Source organism: Shewanella sp. WXL01, assembly GCF_012263345.1.
Lineage (GTDB): Bacteria > Pseudomonadota > Gammaproteobacteria > Enterobacterales > Shewanellaceae > Shewanella > Shewanella maritima.
Window position 1 is genome coordinate 1 of the sequence record NZ_JAAIKQ010000013.1, and the last position, 15,660, is coordinate 15,660.

Genomic DNA, 15,660 nt, shown 5'->3' on the forward strand with positions numbered 1-15,660 from the left:
TAGACACAAGGGATTTAAAATCCCTCGCTGAATAAGCGTGCCAGTTCAAGTCTGGCCTCGGGTACCATTATTAACTCTGTTAAGAGTGGTGTATCAAAGCCTCAACGAAAGTTGGGGCTTTTTTGCGTTTATACCTACAGTAAAATTTTGGTGAATTTAAAATCCCACGTGCTCTTGTTGAAAAGAAGGAGCGCCACTTTAGTTTTTTAAGATTAGCCTTGACTAAGTAATCACAGCAATGTCGCACGATTTAAGGCTAGGATTTACTATAAACCCGTAATTGGTTTAGATTCTGATCCTGTGCTTCACGCCATTGTAAACTTGGTAATAAGGTTGATATGAAAGTTATATTGCTAGCAGATGACCCCGGCAGTGCTCCTGCGGTTGCTCAATGGTACTTTGACGAGTGGTGCAGGGAGTCTGGGCGTTACTCGTTAGAGCAGGTGAGACAAAAGGTCGATGCTGCGGCTAGTCGTGATACATTGCCAATGTTAATGCTAGCAAAAGACCAACATCAATTACTGGGCGCTGCTGAACTAAAAACCTACGAAATGGAGCGGTATCCAGAGTACCAGTATTGGCTTGGTGGCGTGTATGTTAGTGAACATGCAAGAGGGCAAGGTGTGGCGTCTAGCTTAGTTCATGAAGCTATCAACCGTGCAAGGCTCGCTGGGATGAAACACTTGTACTTGCAAACCGAAGACTTATCAGGTGGTTTGTATGCTAAGTTTGGTTTTAAAAAAGTGCATCAGATAGTGGATAAAGGCGATGACGTTATCGTTATGAAATTAGACATTTAAATGTTTTATCTTTGTGGTGGAGCGGCCTGGCCGGCTAGGTATCTACTGAAGCTATTTTAAGTAGCTCAGTTGCCCATAAATTTACCTTTCTCACATTATCCTTATAAATATCAACTTACTATGCAAACACTATAAGTGTGCATATAAATATGTTAACGTTCGCGCCTTTACAATTGGCTAGCTAAATCATGCTTGCGCCGTGTTAAAATAAATAACAGTAAAAAGATAATTAAATGACTGAATACGAAAAAATGAAGCAGGGCTACGATTTCGATGCCGGCGATAAGGAAATCTGCCAAGTGCGCGCTAATGCACTGACCTTGACGACAAAAATCAATCATTGTGGCGATAGCGAGGTTGTCCAGCAACTGGCAAAGGATTTGCTCGGTCAAATCGGTAATAATTCATTTATCACAGCGCCGTTTAAATGTGAATTTGGCAAAAATATCATTATCGGCAGCAATAGCTTTATCAATATGGGTTGCACTATTTTGGATGGAGCTGAAGTCCGTATTGGCGACAATGTGCTTATTGCTCCTTCTGTTCAGTTATATAGCGCATCACACTCCTTAGATTATAAAGCGCGCCGTGGGTGGAAGACATTCTGTAAGCCAATCGTTATTGAGGACGATGTCTGGATCGGCGGTAACGTGGTGATTAACCAAGGCGTGACGATCGGAGCGCGCAGTGTGGTTGCAGCTAGCTCAGTCGTTAATCAGGATGTACCAGCAGATACTGTTGTTGGCGGCGTACCAGCAAAAGTTATAAAAAAATTAAATCAATAAACTCTTCTTCAATTCATCATCATTATATTAACCCCGTATTATCTCCATCAATTAGTCGCTAGCTGCACCTTTAAGCCCTAGTCGGGGCTAGCGCTTTTTTGTGCTACTTATCGATCAGATAAACTCGTTAGACGTGCAAATATGTCGACAATCGTAGGTCCTAGTTATCAGTTTAAACTTCAGGTCACTAATTTTTGTCGACAATTTGCGCAAATTGATGTTGATCTATGTCTCAAAATTGCTATATTGTCGACAATGATTTTATTAACAACTTGGTTACCCATGTCGCCATCGCAAGCAAAACCGATTACTTCTGCTGATAAAACCTTCATTTCATTAAGAAATGATATTGTTGAAGGCGTTATTTCAGCAGGAAGTAAATTAAGTGAGCCTGAATTGTCGACAAAGTATCAGGTTAGCCGAGCGGTTATTCGTGAAGCCATTAATCGATTAGAGACTTGCCGTCTAGTTGAGCGTAAAGCCAATGTTGGTGCACGCGTGGTATCACTATCACTCGATGGCTTGTTAGAGCTTTATCAAGTTCGCGAGTCGCTTGAAGGTATGGCGGCACGCTTAGCGGCCCAGAACATGACAGATCAAGAAGTAAGCGATCTAAACGCTTTGCTTAATCACCATTTTGATCGCGTTAAAGACGGCACTAGCTACTATCAAGAAGCGGGCGATGTCGACTTTCATTACCGCATTATCCTAGGCAGCAACAATCAACACCTTATCTCTTTGCTCATTGATGGTATTTATCATCTGGTTCGCATGTATCGGGTTCAGCTTGGTATGGCTGGACCAAGGGTAAGTACTGCATTTGATGAGCATAAACATATCGTTCAAGCAATTAGTAACCGTGACGCTGAATTAGCCGAAATGCTAATGCGCCGTCACATCATGTATTCAAGAAATAATATCGAAAACAAGCTCAAGTAAATTGAGTCTGTCTCATTTTCAAAGGGAGTCACTATGAGCGCAGGAAAGAAATTTCGCCAAGCACTTGTTGATAATAAGCCACTACAAATTGTCGGCACGATCAACGCTTACACGGCAATGATGGCAAAGCAAATTGGTCACCAGGCTATTTATCTGTCTGGAGGCGGCGTCGCTAACGCATCTTATGGCTTACCTGATCTAGGTATGACCTCACTTAACGATGTCACCGTAGACGTGCAACGTATCACTTCAGCTTGTGACTTACCGTTAATGGTCGATATCGACACTGGTTGGGGCGGCGCGTTTAACATCGCGAAAACTATTCGCGATATGGAAAAAGCCGGCGCAGCAGCTGTGCACATGGAAGATCAGGTTGCACAAAAGCGTTGTGGTCATCGCCCAAATAAAGAAATCGTTTCGACTGAAGAGATGGTCGATCGTATTAAAGCTGCCGTTGATGCGCGCACCGACCCAGACTTTTTCATCATGGCGCGTACAGACTCCTTTGCTCAAGAAGGCTTAGAAGCGGCGATTGAACGTGCTAAAGCTTATGTTGCAGCAGGTGCAGACGGTATTTTTGCTGAAGCTGTAAAAACCGAAGAACATTACCGCGCATTTGCTGATGCCCTAGATGTGCCAATTTTGGCCAACATTACAGAGTTTGGCCAAACCGAGCTTTGGAACAAGGAGCAACTTGGTGAGTGGGGCGCCGCTATGGTGCTTTATCCATTAAGTGCCTTTAGAGCAATGAATAAAGCCGCAGAAATGGTTTATACCTCGATTTTAGAAAATGGCGACCAAAAAGCGGTAGTCGATAGTATGCAAACGCGTATGGAACTCTACGATTACCTTGGTTACCACGCTTACGAGCAAAAGTTAGATCAGCTATTTGCTGAAGGCAAAAATAAGTAAATCAAACTTCAACCGCCCAGATGTTAGCTAATGCTAGTTGGAATTGCTGAGTTATCGTTTGGGCCTGACAACACTTTAAAATAATAGGAACGCAGTCATGGTAGATAAAAAATTAGGTGGTGCAGGTTTACGTGGTCAAAGTGCAGGTGAAACTGCTTTATGTACGGTAGGTAAATCAGGTTCTGGTTTGACTTATTGTGGTTATGACGTGTCAGATCTTGCTGATAACGCAACATTCGAAGAAGTCGCTTACCTGCTATTCAATGGTGAGCTACCAACAAGCGCGCAGCTAGATGCTTATAAAACTGAGCTGCACGGTATGCGTGATTTACCACAAGCACTAAAAGAAGTGCTGCAACGCATTCCTGCTGATGCACACCCTATGGATGTGATGCGCACAGGTTGCTCATTCTTAGGTAATTTAGAACCAGAGAACGACTTTAGCGAGCAAAACAAAGCAGCTAACCGTTTATTAGCCGCATTCCCAGCAATCATGGTGTACTGGTACAAGTATTCACATGAGGGCGTTGAAATTGATTGTGTGACTGACGAAGAGTCTATCGGCGGTCACTTCCTTAAACTGCTGCGCGGCGAAACGCCATCTGAGCAGCACCGTAAGGTGATGGATGTGTCATTAATTCTTTATGCTGAGCATGAGTTTAATGCATCTACCTTTACCGCTCGCGTTTGTGCATCAACACTGTCAGATATGTTCTCATGTATCACTGGCGCAATTGGTTCGCTTCGCGGTCCATTACATGGCGGCGCAAACGAAGCGGCTATGGACATGATCCAAAAGTTCAAGTCTCCAGCAGATGCCAAAGAGCAAATGGCTGGCATGCTTGAGCGCAAAGAGAAAATCATGGGCTTTGGCCATGCGATTTATCGTGAGTCAGATCCGCGTAACGTGATTATTAAGGCCTGGTCTGAAAAGCTCGCGCAAGAATTTGGTGACACCTCGCTATACGACATCTCTGTTGCTTGTGAAGAATACATGTGGGACACCAAAAAACTATTCTGTAATGCTGACTTCTTCCATGCTTCGGCGTATCACTTCATGGGCATTCCAACTAAGTTGTTCACGCCAATTTTCGTGTGCTCACGTCTAACAGGTTGGGCGGCTCACGTGATGGAGCAACGTGCCAATAACCGTATTATCCGCCCAAGTGCAGATTACACCGGTAGCGAGCCACGTAAAGTTGTGCCAATTGCTGAGCGTTAATTTACATATTTGCAGTAATTAACAATGAAAGTGCTCAAGTAACCATAATCACTGAGCACTTTCAAAGCACATAGCAGTATGCGCTTAACTTGCGCTTTGGTTTTGTATCACAACAACAAACAAGCCAAGTTGAGCTGCATTGCAGTATAGAGAACGCCTATGAATACCCAATATCGTAAGACACTAGCCGACAGTGGGCTAGATTACTTTGATACCCGTGAAGCTGTTGAAGCCATCGATCCAGGCAGCTACAAAACCTTACCCTACACATCACGCGTACTAGCGGAAAACCTAGTCCGTCGCTGCTCACCAGAAACCCTAACAGATAGCCTTAAGCAGCTAATTGAACGCAAGCGTGACCTTGATTTCCCTTGGTATCCAGCGCGAGTAGTTTGTCATGACATTCTTGGGCAAACTGCTCTAGTTGATTTAGCTGGTCTACGTGATGCGATTGCAGAAAAGGGCGGTGACCCAGCTAAAGTTAACCCGGTTGTGCCAACGCAGCTGATTGTTGACCACTCATTAGCCGTAGAGCACGCTGGTTTTGAAAAAGACGCGTTCGAGAAGAACCGCGCTATTGAAGATAGACGTAATGAAGATCGTTTCCACTTCATTAACTGGACTAAAACTGCATTTAAGAATATTGATGTCATTCAGCCGGGTAACGGCATTATGCATCAGATTAACTTAGAGAAGATGTCGCCGGTCATTCAAGCACGCGATGGTGTAGCATTTCCTGACACCTTAGTTGGCACAGACAGTCACACACCACATGTTGATGCGCTAGGTGTTATCGCTATTGGTGTTGGTGGCCTAGAGGCTGAAAGTGTGATGCTTGGCCGCCCATCGTACATGCGCCTGCCGGATATTGTTGGTGTTGAGCTAGTTGGTAAACGTCAGCCTGGCATTACCGCAACGGATATCGTTTTAGCAATCACTGAATTTTTACGTCAAGAGCGTGTTGTATCTACTTACCTTGAGTTCTTTGGAGAGGGCGCAGCTGATTTAACCCTTGGCGATCGCGCAACCATTTCGAACATGACACCTGAGTTTGGTGCAACCGCTGCCATGTTCTATATCGATGATAAAACCATTGATTACCTGCGTATTACCGGCCGCGATGATAAGCAAATCAAGTTAGTCGAGCAATACGCTAAACAAACTGGGCTTTGGGCTGATGATTTAACTGAAGTTGAATACGAGCGTGTTCTTAAGTTCGACTTATCTACAGTAGTACGTAATATTGCGGGCCCTTCTAATCCGCATCGCCGCGTAGCGACAACAGACTTAGCCGAGCAGGGGATCTCAGTATCGAACGAGCCAGCGGCTAAAGATGGCGAAATGCCAGATGGCGCATGTATTATTGCTGCTATTACTAGCTGTACCAATACCTCAAATCCACGCAACGTGATTGCCGCAGGTCTAGTGGCACGTAATGCTAATAAGCTAGGACTGACGCGTAAGCCTTGGGTGAAAACGTCACTCGCTCCAGGCTCAAAAGCAGTACAGCTTTATCTTGAGGAAGCTGGGTTATTGCCACACCTTGAAGCATTGGGCTTTGGCATTGTGGCGTTTGCCTGTACAACTTGTAATGGCATGAGCGGCGCGTTAGATCCTAAGATCCAACAAGAAGTCATTGATCGCGACTTATACGCCACTGCAGTATTGTCAGGTAACCGTAACTTTGACGGTCGTATCCATCCTTATGCTAAACAAGCGTTCCTGGCATCACCGCCACTAGTCGTCGCTTATGCAATTGCGGGTACAGTTCGCTTTGATATCGAAAAAGATAGCTTAGGTAAAGACGCGCAAGGTAATGATATTACCCTTAAAGATCTGTGGCCGACAGATGAAGAGATTGATGCAGTCATCGCCCAAAGCGTTAAGCCAGAGCAATTTAAGAAAGTTTATGAGCCAATGTTCGACCTTAAAGTTGAATACGGTGATGAAACTAATCCGCAATATGATTGGCGCCCTCAAAGCACCTATATTCGCCGCCCGCCATACTGGGAAGGCGCGTTAGCGGGTGAGCGTACCATGAAAGGTATGCGCCCATTAGCCGTGCTTGGTGACAACATCACGACCGATCACTTATCGCCATCCAACGCGATTTTGTTAGACAGCGCAGCGGGTGCTTATCTGCACAAAATGGGCTTACCTGAAGAAGACTTCAACTCGTATGCGACTCACCGCGGCGATCACCTGACTGCTCAGCGTGCAACATTTGCCAACCCTAAACTGTTCAACGAAATGGTTAAGGAAAATGGTGAAGTTAAGCAAGGCTCATTAGCGCGTATTGAGCCAGAAGGCACAGTGACACGCATGTGGGAAGCGATTGAAACTTACATGGACCGTAAACAGCCGCTTATCATTATTGCCGGTAAGGATTATGGTCAAGGCTCATCACGTGACTGGGCAGCAAAAGGTGTACGCCTTGCGGGTGTTGAAGTGATTGTTGCCGAAGGGTTTGAGCGTATTCACCGCACTAACTTGGTTGGTATGGGCGTATTGCCGCTTGAGTTTACTGGTGGCGATACCCGTCATACTTATCAGATTGATGGCACTGAGACATTTGATGTCATTGGTGAGCGTAAACCGGGTGCACTGTTAACTCTTATCGTAAGTAAATCTAACGGCGATCAAATTAATATTCCGGTCAAATGTCGTCTAGATACCGCTGAAGAAGTAAGCGTGTATGAAGCTGGCGGCGTATTACAACGCTTTGCCCAAGACTTTTTAGCGCAAAACGCATAAGTCATTTAAGTCTATAGAAGCTTCACTCTATAGAAGCTAGCTCGAACAATATACGAGCTAGCTTACTATAGCTTTCAAGCGACAGGTTGTTCTAGTAGCTTTATTTGCTAAAGCTTGGCTGCTAGAAATTAGCTAAATTTCTCTACAAAACAAGGGGCAATAATGTCTGTAACAACACAGCCTTTTAAACCTCAGTTAAAAATTCCAGCAACTTACATGCGCGGTGGAACCAGTAAAGGGGTGTTCTTTAACCTTGCTGATCTGCCACTTGACGCCCAAGTTGCTGGCCGCGCACGTGATAACCTATTGCTGCGCGTTATTGGTAGTCCCGACCCTTATGCAAAACATACTGACGGTATGGGCGGCGCAACGTCGAGCACAAGTAAGACAGTAATTTTGTCAAAAAGTACAGTGGCAGATCACGATGTTGACTATCTATTTGGTCAAGTTGCTATTGATAAACCCGCGATTGATTGGAGCGGTAACTGTGGCAACTTAACCGCAGCTGTTGGCGCCTTTGCCATTAGCCAAGGTTTAGTGGATGCTTCACGTATTCCAAATGATGGTATTGCTGTCGTGCGTATTTGGCAGGCAAATATCAGTAAAACCATTATCGCCCATGTGCCTATCGTTAATGGCGAGGTGCAAGAGACAGGCGACTTCATGCTTGATGGTGTGACATTTCCTGCCGCTGAAGTAAAGGTTGAGTTTGTTGACCCTGCAGATGGTGACGGAGCGCTGTTCCCAACAGGTAACTTGGTTGATGACTTAAATGTCCCCGGCGTGGGCACGTTTAAAGCGACCATGATTAATGCAGGTATTCCGACCATCTTTGTCAATGCTGATGAGATAGGCTACAGCGGTACTGAGCTGCAAGAAGCAATAAACAATGATGAAGCAGCTCTTACGCGGTTTGAAACCATTCGCAGCTACGGTGCGTTGCAAATGGGGCTAATTACCGATCTCGAGCAAGCCAAGACGCGTCAACATACGCCTAAAATTGCTTTTGTATCTCCATCTAAGAGCTATGTAAGTTCAAGTGGCTCTGAGGTTGATGCACAGAGTATTGATTTATGTGTCCGCGCGTTATCTATGGGTAAACTGCATCACGCTATGATGGGTACTGCGGCGGTTGCCATCGGCACTGCAGCGGTTATCCCTGGTACCTTAGTTAACCTCGCTGCAGGTGGAGATGTTCAAGGCGAAGTGGTGTTTGGTCATCCGTCCGGCACACTTAAAGTTGGCGCTGTTGCAACAAATGAAACTGGTAGTTGGCAGGTTAACAAAGTCAGTATGAGCCGAAGTGCAAGGGTACTGATGGAAGGAAACGTACGTGTGCCACAAGAGCACATTTAGTTTTAAAAAGCAGCGTACCCCGCTGCTTTTTTATTACTCAAATTTGATATCAAAAAATTTGATAGTTAATGGGTGGTGAAAGATTTTATTTGGGATTAATTGGAACTCCATAGCCTTTTAGTTATCAAATAATCCGTTTTAAGGAGTAGTAAGTTGCAGGAGCAAGTAATTTTATTGATCTCTACTACAGCATTGCTTTTGGGCTCACCGGGCCCAGTACCGATAAGTCTTGCTATTAACGGCATGTGTTTTGGCGTGCGAGAAAGTTTAGGTTATCTGTTTGGTATTTTGACTGGATTAGTTTGGGTGATGCTATCTACCAGCGTTGGCTTGGCCTTGGTAATTGAAACTATGCCGCATGTGAGTCGCGCCCTGCAGTATTTGGCATTTGCCTACCTCATGTATGTGGCGTACAAAATAGCTAAGGCGCCATTACCAATGCCAAAAGAACAGCTTACTAGCAAGGAGCAAACAGGGGATCCGCATCCTGGTTTTCTTGACGGGTTTACTTTGAATCTGATTAATCCTAAAGCCTATGCAGCTATGTTAGCCATTTTCTCAAGTGTGAGTTTATCGTTGGAATCTCAGGTAACGAGCATGACTTACACAGCGACCACCTGTCTATTGGTTGCTATTGTTGTTGACAGTGCATGGTTGGTGCTTGGCGGTTTAGCCAAGCCTTGGTTTAGTCGTGTGGTCGTTGATTCGCCTGAGCGCGCAATGCGCATTAAACAGTTATTCGCATTCAGTTTAGTGCTAGTTGTGGTTTATAGCGTGGTGATCTAGCTATTTCAACTTGCAGCGAACACTTTTATTTTAATGTTAACTTAGTGTTGCAATAACAGTCGTTTAGCCTATTATCCCAATTAAGTTAGTGTTTCATTTGTCATCAAACTGTCATTGATATCAGTAAGGCTGGATTGCGTGAATTTACACTTAGCATCAAGGCCATACATTGTAGGGAAGATTTTATGGTAGAGCATATTACTGGGATGCTAGCGCTAATTGGTGTGTTGTCGCTTGTTTGTCAGTGGGTTGGTTGGAAGTTAAGGCTCCCTGCAATCTTACCTTTGTTGTTGTGCGGTTTACTGCTTGGCCCAGCTCTCGATATTCTCCAGCCTGATGAATTGTTCGGCGATTTATTATTCCCGATCATCTCATTAGGTGTTGCCGTTATCTTGTTTGAAGGGGCGTTAACCCTTAACTTTAAAGAAATTAATGAGCATGGCCGTATGGTCAGCCATCTTGTATCGGTTGGCGCTCTCATTACCTGGGCGTGTATTGCGCCAGCAGCTCACTATATCCTTGGATTTGATTGGTCGATCGCTTGCCTGTTCGGCGCTTTAGTGGTGGTTACAGGTCCGACTGTAATTGTTCCTATGCTGAGAACTGTGCAGCCAAGCGCAAAACTGTCTAGCATTTTGCGCTGGGAAGGCATAGTTATTGACCCAATAGGTGCACTGCTTGCGGTTTTAGTCTACGAGTATATTGCGGTAACAGCAGATCCTACTACCCATGTATTGTATGCGCTTGGCCTGACCTTATTGATTGGTCTAGGTGGCGGAGCGCTCTCTGGTTATCTTGTAGGTGTTGCGCTGCGCCGTAATCTATTTCCGCACTATTTAAAAAACACCGCTGTGTTAACCATTATGTTGGGGATATTTGTTGGCTCAAATCTATTGCAGGAAGAAGCTGGACTGTTAACGGTCACGGTGATGGGAATTTGGCTTGCCAATATGCGCGGCGTTGATATTGCCGATATTCTCGAGTTTAAAGAAACTCTCACCGTATTGCTTATCTCGGCTTTATTTATCTTGCTTGCAGCTAGGTTGGATTCTAATGCCATGCTAGATCTGGGCTGGGGTGGCATACTGGTTTTACTGGTAGTGATGTTTATTGCCAGACCTTTGAGCATTTGGGTTTCCGGTATCGGCACAAACTTGACCAGCCAAGATAAATGGTTTTTGAGTTGGGTCGCCCCTAGAGGTATCGTTGCTGCAGCCATTTCGTCGTTATTTGCGATTAAGCTTGAGGCACTTGGTTTTAGCAGTGCAAGCTCAATTGTGCCGTTAGTATTCATGATCATCATAGGTACAGTGGTAATACAGAGCTTAACTGCGGGCACTTGGGCAAAAATACTAGGTGTTAAACAAGGTTCTGCTCAAGGGTTGTTGATTTTTGGCGCCTCTAAATTTTCAAGAGAGCTAGCCAAGCTACTTACTTCAAAGAATGTCCCCGTTATCCTGGCTGATAACAACTGGGACAGCATACGCCAGGCACGCATGGATAATATTCCGGTCTACTTCGGCAATCCAGCATCTGAACATGCAGAGACCTATATGGATTTGAGCGGCATAGGCAGGGTATTGGTGATGTCGCCATACAGACAGCTAAATCCGTTGGTTACGTTTCATTTTCAAGATGTACTTGGTGATGACAAGGTCTACGGGCTAAATAATTCAGATGCTGCCAGTGCACGCCATCAGTTGTCTGAGTCTTATCTGCAACGTTTATGCTTGTTTGGTGAGAATGTGTCCTATGCAAAAATTGCCAGCATTATGGCAAAAGGTGGGCAACTTAAAGTCACCAATATTACCGACAACTTTAGCTTTGATGACTTTTTAAAGCGTTATGGTGATACCGCGATCCCGCTGTTGTATTTGACTAAAGAGGGTAAGGTTAAAGTGATCTCCGGGAGCAAGTTGCAAGAATATCCAGTTGGGATTGAGTTGATTTGCCTGCTTCCTGTAGAAGCTCAACAACAAGCTGAAATACAACGAGCCATTGACGAAGAAAAGCTGCGTCTTGCAAAAATTGAGGCTGAGCAACAAGCCAAGATAGCTGCAAAACAGAGAGAGCTACAACTAGCTGAAGAAAAGCTGCAGCGTAAGCAGAAAGAGTTAAATGATTTTGAAGCGCAGCAACAACAAGAAATGCTAGAAGAAGAGCGCAATGAACTGATCCATAATGAAGGGCAAGATAAACAGACTGAGCTTGCTAACACCAAACTTTCCGTTAAGGGTGACGAAGGAAATTAGCGAGTAAGCATCAAATTAAAATAATTAAGTAACTAGAGCAGGCAGAATAAAAAACGCCCAGCATCAGCTGGGCGTTTTGGTGTTTTATATACGACATCAATATCAATCGATACTAAACGTTACCCGTATCAGCCATTCACAGTATCAAGCAGCACCTGGTGATGCTCTTTGGTTTTAAATTTGTTGATAAAGTGACTGACTTTACCGTCAGTGCCGATAACAAAGCTTAGGCGGTGGATACCATCGTATACCTTACCCATGAACTTCTTCTCGCCCCACACGCCAAATGCGTCTGCTATAGCGTGGTCTTCATCACTTAGCAGGTGGAAGTTAAGTTCTTGCTTATCTGAGAACTTTAATAGCTTGGTAACTGGATCTGGGCTAATACCTAATACCGTCATGTTTAAACCGTCAAGATCAGCTTTAATATCACGTAGACCCTGAGCTTGAACCGTACAGCCAGGTGTAGAAGCCTTTGGGTAGAAATAAACTAAAACTGGTCCCGAATTTAAGCACTCTTGTAATGAAACTGCTTGGTCATATTGATTTTGCAAGGTAAACATAGGTGCATTATCACCAACATTTAAAGTATTCATATTACGTCCACTGTGTTATTGAGTTCTAAAAATAGCTTTAAAACTAGCTTTGAAAAAATAGGTCTTTAATAAAGGATATGTGCGATTAAGCATGCCTTTTAATTATTACACTAAGGAGCGGCAATACCTTGCATACGTTTGATTGTGCACTCAAGGCTAAGCTGCTCAGCAAGCTGTTTAATACTGACTTCGAGTTTGGCTAGATCAACTTTTTCTGGAATGTTAATCGATAACAAAATCGTCTGGGTATTAAGGTCGCTATCATCATCGGCATGAGAGCGCACGGCTGCTAGGTCAAGAGAGCGGTCGGCCAAGAATTGGGTAATGGTATTCATGGTTCCGCGTTGATCTTCACCGTTAAAGGCAACTTCAATTCGAGAAATGTAGTTCTGTGGTGTGTGCTTAGAGGTGCGTTTCATCACCGTCATTAAGTCTAACTCAACACTGAGACTGGGCAGGGTGGTTTCAATCTTGGTAATGGATGACCAAGAGCCTGACACCATCATAATAAGGGTAAATTCATTACCAAATAGCGCCATGCGGCTATCGACAATATCACAATCACATTCGCTTACTAGGCGTGAAAGTTTTCCGACAAGGCCAGGGCGATCGGCGCCCATAGCTGTCACGACCAGATAGTTGGTCATAATCTATCCCCATTTCGGTAGCACTCATGCCACCGCTGTTAGCTGCAAATAATTCAATGATGGCGATATTAACACAAGTAACTAGCCAGCGATTAAGCTAAGGTAAAATTTATCGCAATTTGGCTAACGATTAGACGATTTGCCTGAGTTAAACCCATTTCGGTTAACCAGTTAAATTAAAGGTTATTTAGATATTGCAAACAGATTAACCTATTTTATGTTTCAGTGACCCAAACGCTTGTCATTGCTTGGCTGCAACAGTAACATAGCCTGTCCTTAAACCTTGGGGAGCTTAGATGATAAACGGAAGCATCGTAGCCTTAATCACTCCTATGAATAGTGATGGCACAGTAGATTATGAAAGCCTGCAAAGACTGGTTGAGTTTCATATTGAACAAGGCACTGATGCCATTGTAGCAGTTGGTACCACAGGTGAGTCTGCCACCTTACCTACAAAAGAACATGTAGAAGTCGTTCGCCAGACAGTTAAGTTCGCCGCTGGTCGCATTCCAGTTATTGGCGGAAATGGCGCGAATGCCACAGCAGAAGCAATTGAGTTAACCCAATCAATGCAAGATTACGGCGTTGTCGCCATGCTTGGCGTGACCCCTTATTACAACAAACCATCTCCAAAGGGGTTGATTGCGCATTACACTGCTGTTGCTGACAGCACTGACATTCCGCAAATCCTATACAACGTGCCAGGCCGTACTTCAGTCGATATGTTGCCTGAAACCATTGCTGAATTGGCTAAGCATCCAAATATTATTGGTGTCAAAGAGGCAACGGGAGATTTAAGCCGTGTTGCACAACTTCGCAACCTTTGCGGCGATGACTTCAAACTATACAGTGGCGACGATGCTACCGCATGTGAGTTTTTAACATTAGGTGGCAATGGTGTGATTTCGGTAGCCAATAACATTGTACCTAACTTGTTTAAAAAGATGTGCGATGCGGCGATTGCTGGCAACGTGGAACAGGCTAAACAAGCCGATAGTCATATGCGCGGTATATATCAGTCACTCTTTTCTGAAGCCAACCCAATCCCAGTAAAATGGGCGGTTCATCGTATGGGATTAATACAATCTGGCCATATTCGTTTACCTTTGACTGAACTTTCTGATGAGTTTCATGGTCTGTTGTTAGAAACAATGCAACAAGCGCAAATTAAGGTGCAATAAATTGATGATAAAAAAAGCCACCCCAGTTGTATTACTTCTGGCCGTTACAGCATGTAGTACGCCAATCGAGCGTCGTCAGGTAAACGGCACGGAAGATTATATTAATGCATCTACGCAGTCGTTATTGACCATACCTGAAGGGCTTGATACCCCAAGGTACAGCGAAGAATACCAGGTTCCTGAAATTGGTAAGCAAGCGCAAAATAGCCCGGTGGGTAAGCAGCTTGATATTCGTCCGCCATTGCAGGTATTGCCGATGGCTGAAGGTACTCGTGTGGAAGAAGGCTCTGACAATATTAAGATTGTGGTTGAGTCAATCGATAATCAAACCAATCTTAAACAAGAAATTTACGATGACGTCGTTGCTTACTTGAATAAGAAATCTATTGCTATTCGCTCACAGGATTTTGATTCAGGTGTGGTCGAAACCGATTGGATTGAAACCAGTGAAGTGGTTGAAACGAGCCTATGGGGTAGCGATAAAGAGTATGTATTACGTCAGCGCTACATGTTTACGGTTGATGTTAAACCTCATGGCCGTACAGGCGATTTGAAAATTGATCTTATCGAACATGAAGAAGTGTTCGATGAAGAAATTCAACAAATCTTGCTTACTAGCGATGACAAGCGCCGTTACACGATTGACATGTTAAACAATGCCATTGCTTACGTCAGTGTGAATCGTGAGAAAGCACTACGTGAAGCTCGCATTAAGCGCAGTTTAGGTATTCAGCTTGAGTTAGTTAACCCAACTGAAGACGAAGGTGCTTACTGGATGGCGCATGCGCCATTTGAAAATGCATGGGATCGTCTGCGTATTGTGCTTCCTGAGATGGGCTTTGAAATTATCGACATGGACAAATCTAAGGGCCTTTATTACATCAGCCTTGACGATTCCGGTGGTTTCTGGAGTTCGTTGTGGGGCGATGACGCATTGGAGCTAGACAAAGGTAATTACCGCCTAGTGTTAGAAGAGGCAAATGAAACAGATAAAACTAAGCTGATGTTTAGAACTGTTGATAATGAACCTGTTGACGATGGTGCAGTTGTTGAGGTTTACGACAAATTGGCTGAGTTAATGGAAGAAGACCGTAAGGTTCGTTAGCCAAGCACAATTTAGTTGGGCAGTTACTAAAATGAAACCGAACTAGTTTTAGAATAAGGTCAATCGCTCATAAAACAATAAAGGCTCCAAAAGGAGCCTTTTTTATTGCAACATAAAGTATCAACACTCCGTTCTATATATCATTTTGTAATACTTTTTATTTGTTATATGAAACAAACATGAAAGTATTTTAATCCCATTAAAACAGCAGCTTAAGCTAGCCTTAATCGTTATGTCTTTAACTATCTTTACATAAATGTGTTGTGTGATTTTTATTTGTAAACAAAAGTTAAACTGCCTTGATCTAAGCTTAGGCATTATCAAA

13 protein-coding genes are annotated in these 15,660 nt (G+C 44.0%); 11 read left to right on the forward strand and 2 right to left on the reverse strand.

Annotated elements, in window-relative coordinates; translation table 11 throughout:
- Window positions 1-338: 338 nt before the first annotated feature.
- From G3R49_RS18570 to G3R49_RS18610, 9 genes are all read left to right on the forward strand, one after another.
- Window positions 339-800 (forward strand): GNAT family N-acetyltransferase, encoded by a 462-nt coding sequence (locus G3R49_RS18570; RefSeq protein WP_167870658.1) that lies wholly within the window; start codon window positions 339-341, stop codon window positions 798-800.
- Window positions 801-1,033: 233 nt separating this feature from the next.
- Window positions 1,034-1,585 carry a sugar O-acetyltransferase gene (locus G3R49_RS18575; protein WP_130603025.1) on the forward strand — a complete coding sequence of 184 codons (552 nt, stop codon included), beginning with the start codon at window positions 1,034-1,036 and terminating at the stop codon, window positions 1,583-1,585.
- A gap of 282 nt (window positions 1,586-1,867) precedes the next feature.
- Window positions 1,868-2,524 (forward strand): GntR family transcriptional regulator, encoded by a 657-nt coding sequence (locus G3R49_RS18580; RefSeq protein WP_130603027.1) that lies wholly within the window; start codon window positions 1,868-1,870, stop codon window positions 2,522-2,524.
- A 33-nt stretch (window positions 2,525-2,557) separates the two neighbouring features.
- Window positions 2,558-3,436, forward strand: coding sequence for a methylisocitrate lyase (prpB, locus tag G3R49_RS18585; RefSeq protein ID WP_167870659.1), 879 nt, complete (start codon window positions 2,558-2,560; stop codon window positions 3,434-3,436).
- Window positions 3,437-3,533: 97 nt separating this feature from the next.
- The gene (prpC, locus tag G3R49_RS18590) at window positions 3,534-4,658 is read left to right on the forward strand and encodes a 2-methylcitrate synthase (protein WP_167870660.1); all 1,125 of its coding nucleotides are present in this window, start codon (window positions 3,534-3,536) and stop codon (window positions 4,656-4,658) included.
- A 159-nt stretch (window positions 4,659-4,817) separates the two neighbouring features.
- Window positions 4,818-7,412: a Fe/S-dependent 2-methylisocitrate dehydratase AcnD gene (acnD, locus tag G3R49_RS18595; RefSeq protein WP_167870661.1), complete on the forward strand. Its 2,595-nt coding sequence runs from the start codon at window positions 4,818-4,820 to the stop codon at window positions 7,410-7,412.
- A 162-nt stretch (window positions 7,413-7,574) separates the two neighbouring features.
- A complete protein-coding gene (gene prpF / locus G3R49_RS18600; protein ID WP_167870662.1) occupies window positions 7,575-8,768 on the forward strand; it encodes a 2-methylaconitate cis-trans isomerase PrpF in 1,194 nt (397 codons plus the stop codon).
- Window positions 8,769-8,921: 153 nt separating this feature from the next.
- A complete protein-coding gene (locus G3R49_RS18605; protein ID WP_167870663.1) occupies window positions 8,922-9,554 on the forward strand; it encodes a LysE family translocator in 633 nt (210 codons plus the stop codon).
- 185 nt (window positions 9,555-9,739) lie between these two features.
- Window positions 9,740-11,806 (forward strand): cation:proton antiporter, encoded by a 2,067-nt coding sequence (locus G3R49_RS18610; protein ID WP_167870664.1) that lies wholly within the window; start codon window positions 9,740-9,742, stop codon window positions 11,804-11,806.
- Window positions 11,807-11,934: 128 nt separating this feature from the next.
- Here the strand turns inward: G3R49_RS18610 and bcp are convergent, their stop codons facing one another.
- A complete protein-coding gene (gene bcp, locus G3R49_RS18615) occupies window positions 11,935-12,402 on the reverse strand; it encodes a thioredoxin-dependent thiol peroxidase (protein WP_167870665.1) in 468 nt (155 codons plus the stop codon).
- Between the two features lie 110 nt (window positions 12,403-12,512).
- The gene (locus G3R49_RS18620; protein ID WP_130603043.1) at window positions 12,513-13,049 is read right to left on the reverse strand and encodes a glycine cleavage system protein R; all 537 of its coding nucleotides are present in this window, start codon (window positions 13,047-13,049) and stop codon (window positions 12,513-12,515) included.
- Between the two features lie 296 nt (window positions 13,050-13,345).
- Here G3R49_RS18620 and dapA point away from each other — a divergent pair, with 296 nt between their 5' ends.
- Together dapA and bamC are read left to right on the forward strand one after the other, a co-directional pair.
- Complete coding sequence (gene dapA, locus G3R49_RS18625; RefSeq protein WP_167870666.1) at window positions 13,346-14,230, forward strand: 4-hydroxy-tetrahydrodipicolinate synthase; 885 nt, start codon at window positions 13,346-13,348, stop codon at window positions 14,228-14,230.
- 4 nt (window positions 14,231-14,234) lie between these two features.
- Window positions 14,235-15,335, forward strand: a complete 1,101-nt coding sequence (bamC, locus tag G3R49_RS18630) for an outer membrane protein assembly factor BamC (protein ID WP_167870667.1) — start codon at window positions 14,235-14,237, stop codon at window positions 15,333-15,335.
- Window positions 15,336-15,660 lie beyond the last annotated feature (325 nt).

Coding starts and splice junctions, on each gene's coding strand:
- G3R49_RS18570 (WP_167870658.1), top strand. CDS start 339: ATGAAAGTTATATTGCTAGCAGATGACCCCGGCAGTGCTCCTGCGGTT.
- G3R49_RS18575 (WP_130603025.1), top strand. CDS start 1,034: ATGACTGAATACGAAAAAATGAAGCAGGGCTACGATTTCGATGCCGGC.
- G3R49_RS18580 (WP_130603027.1), top strand. CDS start 1,868: ATGTCGCCATCGCAAGCAAAACCGATTACTTCTGCTGATAAAACCTTC.
- prpB (WP_167870659.1), top strand. CDS start 2,558: ATGAGCGCAGGAAAGAAATTTCGCCAAGCACTTGTTGATAATAAGCCA.
- prpC (WP_167870660.1), top strand. CDS start 3,534: ATGGTAGATAAAAAATTAGGTGGTGCAGGTTTACGTGGTCAAAGTGCA.
- acnD (WP_167870661.1), top strand. CDS start 4,818: ATGAATACCCAATATCGTAAGACACTAGCCGACAGTGGGCTAGATTAC.
- prpF (WP_167870662.1), top strand. CDS start 7,575: ATGTCTGTAACAACACAGCCTTTTAAACCTCAGTTAAAAATTCCAGCA.
- G3R49_RS18610 (WP_167870664.1), top strand. CDS start 9,740: ATGGTAGAGCATATTACTGGGATGCTAGCGCTAATTGGTGTGTTGTCG.
- bcp (WP_167870665.1), bottom strand. CDS start 12,402: ATGAATACTTTAAATGTTGGTGATAATGCACCTATGTTTACCTTGCAA.
- G3R49_RS18620 (WP_130603043.1), bottom strand. CDS start 13,049: ATGACCAACTATCTGGTCGTGACAGCTATGGGCGCCGATCGCCCTGGC.
- dapA (WP_167870666.1), top strand. CDS start 13,346: ATGATAAACGGAAGCATCGTAGCCTTAATCACTCCTATGAATAGTGAT.
- bamC (WP_167870667.1), top strand. CDS start 14,235: ATGATAAAAAAAGCCACCCCAGTTGTATTACTTCTGGCCGTTACAGCA.